Consider the following 6,180-nt stretch of genomic DNA (forward strand, 5'->3'; position numbering starts at 1 on the left):
GCGAAAGCCACCATCAGCAGCAGCGTGCGGACGCCGCGCGTTGAAAGTGCCGATACGGCGGCGAGAACGTCATCGACCAGGGATCCCCAAGGGCCCAGTCGTCCGCTTTTCTGCTTGAAGGTGGCGAGGGGTGCCCGTTGGGGCGCCGGTGCTGGTGGCCGGTCAAGTGTGGTGGCGTCCTGAACGATTCTTCCATCGAGGACGCTTATCCGACGAGTGGCCGCGGCAGCAACGTCCATGTCGTGCGTAATGATCACTACCGTGGCCCCTGCGCGGTGGAGGCTGCGGAGGTGCTCGACAACCTTCTGGCTGTTCTCGGAATCCAGGTTCCCTGTTGGTTCATCGGCAAGGATCAGTGCCGGTGAGGTTGCAATCGCACGGGCTATGGCAACGCGCTGCCGCTCACCACCTGAGAGCAGTTTTGCCCGGGCCGTGGTCTTGGCTTCCAGCCCAAGCTGTGTGAGGGCCTCGGCAGCGAGCCGGACACGTTCCCGGATGGGAACCCGCTGGACACGTAAGCCCATCGCGGTGTTGGAAAGGACGGATTCGTCGCCCAGTACGTGTGCGGATTGAAAAATGAATCCGAAGGCTGCCGAGCGGAGATGGTTGAGCTCCTTCTCGTTCATGGAGCCTGTATTCAGGCCCAGCACCTGATACTCGCCTCCCGTGGGGGTATCTAGCAGGCCCAAGATATTCAGGAGTGTGGACTTTCCGGATCCTGAGGGGCCCACGATGGCAACGAACTCTCCGGGATGGATTTCGAGGGAGATCCCGTCGATGGTGGGGGCGTCGTTGCCGGGATAGCGTCGGGACACCTCCCTTAGTGACAGCAGCGGCGAACCGGGAGCCAGATGCCGGACATCCTCAGCGGCTTGGTCAAGCAGCGTCATTGCTAGGACACCTTGACCTGATCGCCGGCGTTCAGCTCGGCGCTGATCGCAGCGTAGCCTCCACCGGTTCGCAGGACTTTGACATCAATGCGCTCTTCCACTGCGGCCGGGTTTTGGGCTGCTTCGTTTACCCGCCTGGTGACATAGTGCCCCCCAGCGTCCTCGCGGACAGCGATGAGTGGGACGGAGAGGGATGCCTCGGTCTCACCGACGGTGACGACGATCGCCGTCTGACCGACCGGAAGTTCCAAATCGCCGCCCTCGGCGGGAGCCAGCGAAATAGGCTTCCCGGGTTTGGTTCCTTCTTTTCCTTCCTGAAAGGCCCCGATGTTTGCCACGGTGGCCAGGAATTCCTTGGAGTCCAGCCGGACAGAGAGCTTCTGGCCTATCTGGAGGCGGTCTGCCTGGGCGACGTCAGCCGTGAACTCCACGAAGCTGGGCGTCGCACGAATCGTCAGGAGGGGAGTGTCGGCAGTGATTTCGGATCCCACCGGAGCGGACGTGGCAACGACACCGCCCCCTGCCGGCATCACCAAAAGCTGCCGGAACGGGATAAAGGGAATCTTGGCTGCGGATGCCGTCTGCCCGGCCTTCGATTCGGCCCCGTCGGCCGTGAAATCATGAGATGCCGAAGAAGGATCGGGCAGGGAAAAGCCCGCGGCAACAAAGAGGTCCTTCACAGCATTTAGGGTGAGCTGATCCACTATTCCGCTCAGTTGGACACGATGGCCGGTGCTTCCGAGGGCCGTCTGCAGGGCCAGCACGTCATCCCCCTCGTCGTTGAGCGAGACATCTCGGTACAGGGGAAGCGGTCCCGGCAGGAAGAAATACGGTCGCCCAGACACCACCCCCGCCAGGCTTCCGGCCGCTACTTGGTCGCCAATTGCGAGGACCTGCCGCACCACAACATTTGGCACGGCATCGGAAACTACGGCAATACTGGCATCGGTTCCCGGCTGAACCCGGCCCGTAAACGTCACCCGGTCATCGACGACTTTGGTTTCGACTGCCGACCAAACATCAATGGCCTGTTGCGCCGATTGAATGGCATCGCGGGGAGGTGCCTCAATAAAACGCCCGGCAAGAAAAGCCGCTGCCAGCAGGACCGCCACCAGCGCGGTGAAAACGGCCACACGCAATGGATAGGCAACCCGCCGGGACCGGAACTTGTGGCCAGGAGTGTCCGCAGACCCCGGCGACTGCCTACTGGTGGTTTGCAAGATAGGTTTCTGCCTTCGCAACATATTCCAGATTCTTCGATTTTTGTTCGTTGAGGGCTGCCTGCCGTTCTTTGATCAAACCCACCTGGTAGCCGGCCTCAATATCACCCAGATTTTGGGTAAGGGCGGTCGCTTCGTTGCAGGTCGCCTCCTTCACAGCAATGCGGATCTCTTCCTCTTTTTCCGCCGGCGCCTCTCCGCGGGGGCGGTCAAGTGCCTGCTGGCTGGACCAACCCTCCTCGTTGGCCGGGGGGACCAGTCCGGCGTCCCTCAGACACTGCCACCACTCGTCGCGATGCTTCTTCCATTGCGGGTCCTTCGCGGCCAGATTGGAGGCCTCCAACCTCACCTCGAACGATGGCGGGTGGTTGGTGAGTTCGTCCGGCGGTGTAAAGGCATCAAGTTCGCTGGAAAGGGACCGCATGCACGTGGTTCTGGCTTCGACCCATGCCGGATCCAGTTCCCGGTACACGCCCGAGGGTCCGACTGAGGAAGTTGATGTTTGGTCTGCGGGGGCCAACCCGAAACCATACAACTTGGCCCGCTCAACGTTCCACAGCCCATAGGTACGATCTTCCTTTATGGTCGCTTCGGGAGAGCCGGCATCCGCGACCCCGTGCTGGGCCATGCAGCCGCTGAAGGCAAGTTCACGCGCCCGGGATATGGTCGCAAAGCCATCATCCGATATGTCGTACTCATCCAAGGGCATCGTGATCGTGGATGCTGCACGGTCCAATTTGGCCCGGGTTACTCCGCCGGGGGCTTCGTTGCCTATGACGCCACATCCGGCTATCCATACACATGCCAGTGCAAGCGTTATCGCAGTCACGCGTTGGGAATTTTTCAATGGTTAAGCCCATTCCTGGTTACTAAATGCCGTGGGTAGCGGTTTGCCGGATACCGGTGAAATGAGGTTTGCGGGCTTCATATTTCTGCGCGAGTCTGCGCATGTGCGTGCGTGCGTCGAGAGGTTGTCACGAAACTTCCGCACTCCAAGAGTATGAGCGGTCCGCCAAATAAACAATACGGATGACCGGTTTTTTATGCAACCGTGACTATTGATGTGAATGCGCCGGTTGGGGCGTCCATTCAAGCCACACGCGTTCACTGGTGGACGTCAGGGTGCTCACGATCGTTCCACCGGAGCGGGTATCCTGTGGCCACCAGTCCGGATAGTGCCTGCGGGTTTTCCTGGGAGTCTTCAGGCATGATCCCGGGGAGCAGCAGATGCCACATCTCCTCGATACGCTGCAGGACGTCAGCGCGGCTGGTGAGGACTTCGGAAACCATTTGTACCCCTGTGAACGAGGCGACAATATATCTGGCAAGTACTGCGGGGGCCACGGAGGAACGAATCTGATTCTCTACCTTGGCCCGGTGGATCAGCTGCTCCATGGTGGCGATCCAGTCCTCATAAGGTCCTTTGACGGGCAGGCCAAAGGTGGTGGCCTCCATCGTGAGCCTGATGCCCGCTCTGACCACCGGCTCGTGGACGAGTTTGAGCCCAAATGCGCGGCACATTAGGATCACGGCCACCAGGGCAGGATAGCGCTCGGACAGGATGCCCTCGCTCTCCGCCACAACCAAGCGATGCTGTTCTTCGATGACCGCCCTCGCCAGGTCGTCCTTCGACTTGAAGTGAAAGTACAGCGCCCCTTTGGTTACCCCGGCCGCCTCGGCTACCTGGCTCAAACTGGCACTGCCGTAACCGTGCTCCTCAAAAATCGTTGCCGCCCCTGCAATGATCGCCTCTCGCGTTGCTTTGGCGCGATCCTGAAGAACCATGTGAACCTCAACTCTGGTAATAACGGATGTGCTTAGGGGAGATCACCCGTCCGCCTCCTCCGTGAGAGCGCCCAGGCCGGAAACAACATCCTTATTTCGATAGTAACAAGGCGGTCAACCGGAATGGTTCGGAAGGGCAGGCGTTTCACTTTGGGGGCACGAAGTACGATCCGGTCGCACTCCCGCAAATCAAGGCATGCCCGATCGTGATGGAAGGCCCCGGCAGGCAAGTGGTTCGTCGTTGTCTCTGGGCAGGACGGATCCAGCCACCGTTCAACGAGCAGTGGAACGCGTTTGTCGAGTCAATAGAAGACAGGTGTCTTAGACGTAAAACCCATGCCCCAAGCGGGAAGACGCGCCAAGAGCTAATGGGAACATATGTTCGATTCATCCAGTGTAGCGCCAGGGGCCGACAAAGAGCATTCTCCACCAAGTTGCATCTGATGCATGACAAGTGAAGTGGCGCAGCCACCACGTTCTCACTAGTGGGGGAGGGCAAGCCGTCTATGGCTTGACGGCCGATCAGGATCATGCGTTTAATGCATAAATACTGCATTTGGGGGATGGTTTTGTGGGTCCAAAAGGTGTTCCGTTGGGTTCGGCGTCGCTGGTGTTGGCGCCTGGTGTCTCTTTTCTGAACGAAGAGGAGGCGGTGTTCTCGGCGATGCTTGAGGGCTGGCGGGCGCAGCGAGTTGGTGGCCGGAATCTTAAGGCGTCGGGTGTGCGTTCTGATGTGAACACAGTGCAGCGGTTCACGAAGTCGGCAGGCGCCTTTCCGTGGCAGTGGAGCGCTGCGTTGTTCGATGAGTGGATGCAGGACCTGGTGACGGTGCATAGGCTGGCGCCGTCAACGATCAGGGGATACCAGAACGCTGTCGCGCAGTTTTGCGACTTCGTTTGTTCGCCTCACTATGACTGGGTTGCTGAGTGCGAGGCCCGTTTCGGAACGCATCCGGTGCAGGTCTGCACGGAGTGGAACACCAGCCGGCACTTGCAGGATTATGAGGGTGACCCGAAGCGCCGGCCGCTGACCCGGGCGGAGCTACAGCGTTTGTTTGATTACGCGGACGGACAGGTGGATTCGCGTCTAGATACGGGGCGAAAGGGCGCGTTCATCGCCTACCGGGATGCGACGATGTTCAAAGTGGCCTATGCCTGGGGTTTGCGGGCCAGGGAGGTGGCAGGTCTTGATGTCACAGACTTCTACCGCAATGCCCATGCGCCGGAGTTCGGGCCTTTTGGAATGCTGCTGGTGCGCAATGGCAAGGCTTCCAGGGGAGGGCCGCCCAAGCGGCGGTCCGTTGCAACGATGCACCGGTGGGCGGCTGAAGCGGTGAAGGACTATGTCGAGAATATTTGGCCGCTGGTCCGAAACGAGTCGTCAAACGCGTTGTGGGTTTCAGAACGGGGGCGCAGGATCCGACCCGGCGAAGTGGCCCGGCGGTTCGGCGAGTACCGAGACGAGCTTGGCCTCGACTCGGTCCTGAGTCCGCACGCCTTGCGGCACAGTTACGTCACTCACTTGACCGAGGACGGGGTGGATCCGCTGTTCATCCAGCGGCAGGTCGGGCACGCGTTTGGTTCGACCACAGCGATCTACACTTCCGTGAGCGGTGAGTTCGCGAACACGATGATGCGCAAGGCGATTTCCGCCCTGCTGCAGGCTGCCGAAACGGAGGGGCGGAAATGAAGAGTCTGGATTACGAGTGGCGCCTGCGGGAGATCATGGCCACCCGCGGGCTTTTCAGTACGACGAAGCTGATCCCGCTGCTGAACGAGCGCGGCGTCCACCTTTCGGCCAGTCAGGTCTACCGGCTGGCCGCGGAGAAACCTGAACGTTTGAATCTTCAGGTCCTGGTCGCCCTGATGGACGCGCTGGATTGCACGGCCGATGAGCTGATCGGCAAGGTATCCATGCCGACAGCCCGCGGACGGGCCACTGGAACCGACCAGTCCGCTGGCAGCGAGAAGGGCTTGGAAACCTTACGGGAGAGAGGGCATCGGCCCAAGCGGGCGACCATTCTGCCGCCGGACAACGGATAGTGGGCCAGGACCGGGCTTGCCTGGAATGCACAGGCCCTACGCCGGCCGGGATTTTGGTCCTCGATCAGGTAGCTTGCCAGAACTGCTGGGATGTCCTGCTGGGCACAGCCACCTCGACGCTTGCCGACAGGGTCATGGAACTGCTTGGCCCAAGACACCGGATCCACCCGATAGCGGCGTCGCGGGCGGTTGCGGCCGCGCTGCCGGCGGCCGGGGACCGGTTGCGGGTGCTGATCGAGCTC

7 protein-coding genes are annotated in these 6,180 nt (G+C 60.7%); 3 read left to right on the forward strand and 4 right to left on the reverse strand.

Annotation, left to right across the window (positions count from 1 at the left end; genetic code table 11):
- The 4 genes from DBR22_RS08165 to DBR22_RS08180 all read right to left on the reverse strand — a co-directional run.
- The coding region (locus tag DBR22_RS08165; protein ID WP_219928090.1) for an ABC transporter ATP-binding protein at nt 1-890 on the reverse strand (890 nt) is incomplete at its 3' end.
- Between the two features lie 2 nt (nt 891-892).
- Nucleotides 893-2,023, reverse strand: coding sequence for a hypothetical protein (locus DBR22_RS08170; protein ID WP_108598606.1), 1,131 nt, complete (start codon nt 2,021-2,023; stop codon nt 893-895).
- 70 nt (nt 2,024-2,093) lie between these two features.
- Nucleotides 2,094-2,813, reverse strand: coding sequence for a hypothetical protein (locus DBR22_RS08175; RefSeq protein ID WP_146187430.1), 720 nt, complete (start codon nt 2,811-2,813; stop codon nt 2,094-2,096).
- A gap of 401 nt (nt 2,814-3,214) precedes the next feature.
- Nucleotides 3,215-3,895: a ScbR family autoregulator-binding transcription factor gene (locus DBR22_RS08180; RefSeq protein WP_108598608.1), complete on the reverse strand. Its 681-nt coding sequence runs from the start codon at nt 3,893-3,895 to the stop codon at nt 3,215-3,217.
- 592 nt (nt 3,896-4,487) lie between these two features.
- Between DBR22_RS08180 and DBR22_RS08185 the strand changes: the two genes are divergently transcribed.
- From DBR22_RS08185 to DBR22_RS24105, 3 genes are all read left to right on the forward strand, one after another.
- On the forward strand, nt 4,488-5,585 hold the full coding sequence (locus DBR22_RS08185) for a tyrosine-type recombinase/integrase (RefSeq protein ID WP_258229099.1): 1,098 nt from the start codon (nt 4,488-4,490) through the stop codon (nt 5,583-5,585).
- Nucleotides 5,582-5,938: a helix-turn-helix domain-containing protein gene (locus tag DBR22_RS08190; RefSeq protein ID WP_108598609.1), complete on the forward strand. Its 357-nt coding sequence runs from the start codon at nt 5,582-5,584 to the stop codon at nt 5,936-5,938. Before DBR22_RS08185 ends, DBR22_RS08190 begins: the two co-directional genes overlap by 4 nt.
- A 53-nt stretch (nt 5,939-5,991) precedes the next feature.
- On the forward strand, nt 5,992-6,180 hold a 189-nt coding region (locus DBR22_RS24105), incomplete at its 3' end, for a hypothetical protein (protein WP_219928091.1).

Source organism: Arthrobacter sp. HMWF013 (assembly GCF_003061105.1).
GTDB lineage: Bacteria > Actinomycetota > Actinomycetes > Actinomycetales > Micrococcaceae > Arthrobacter.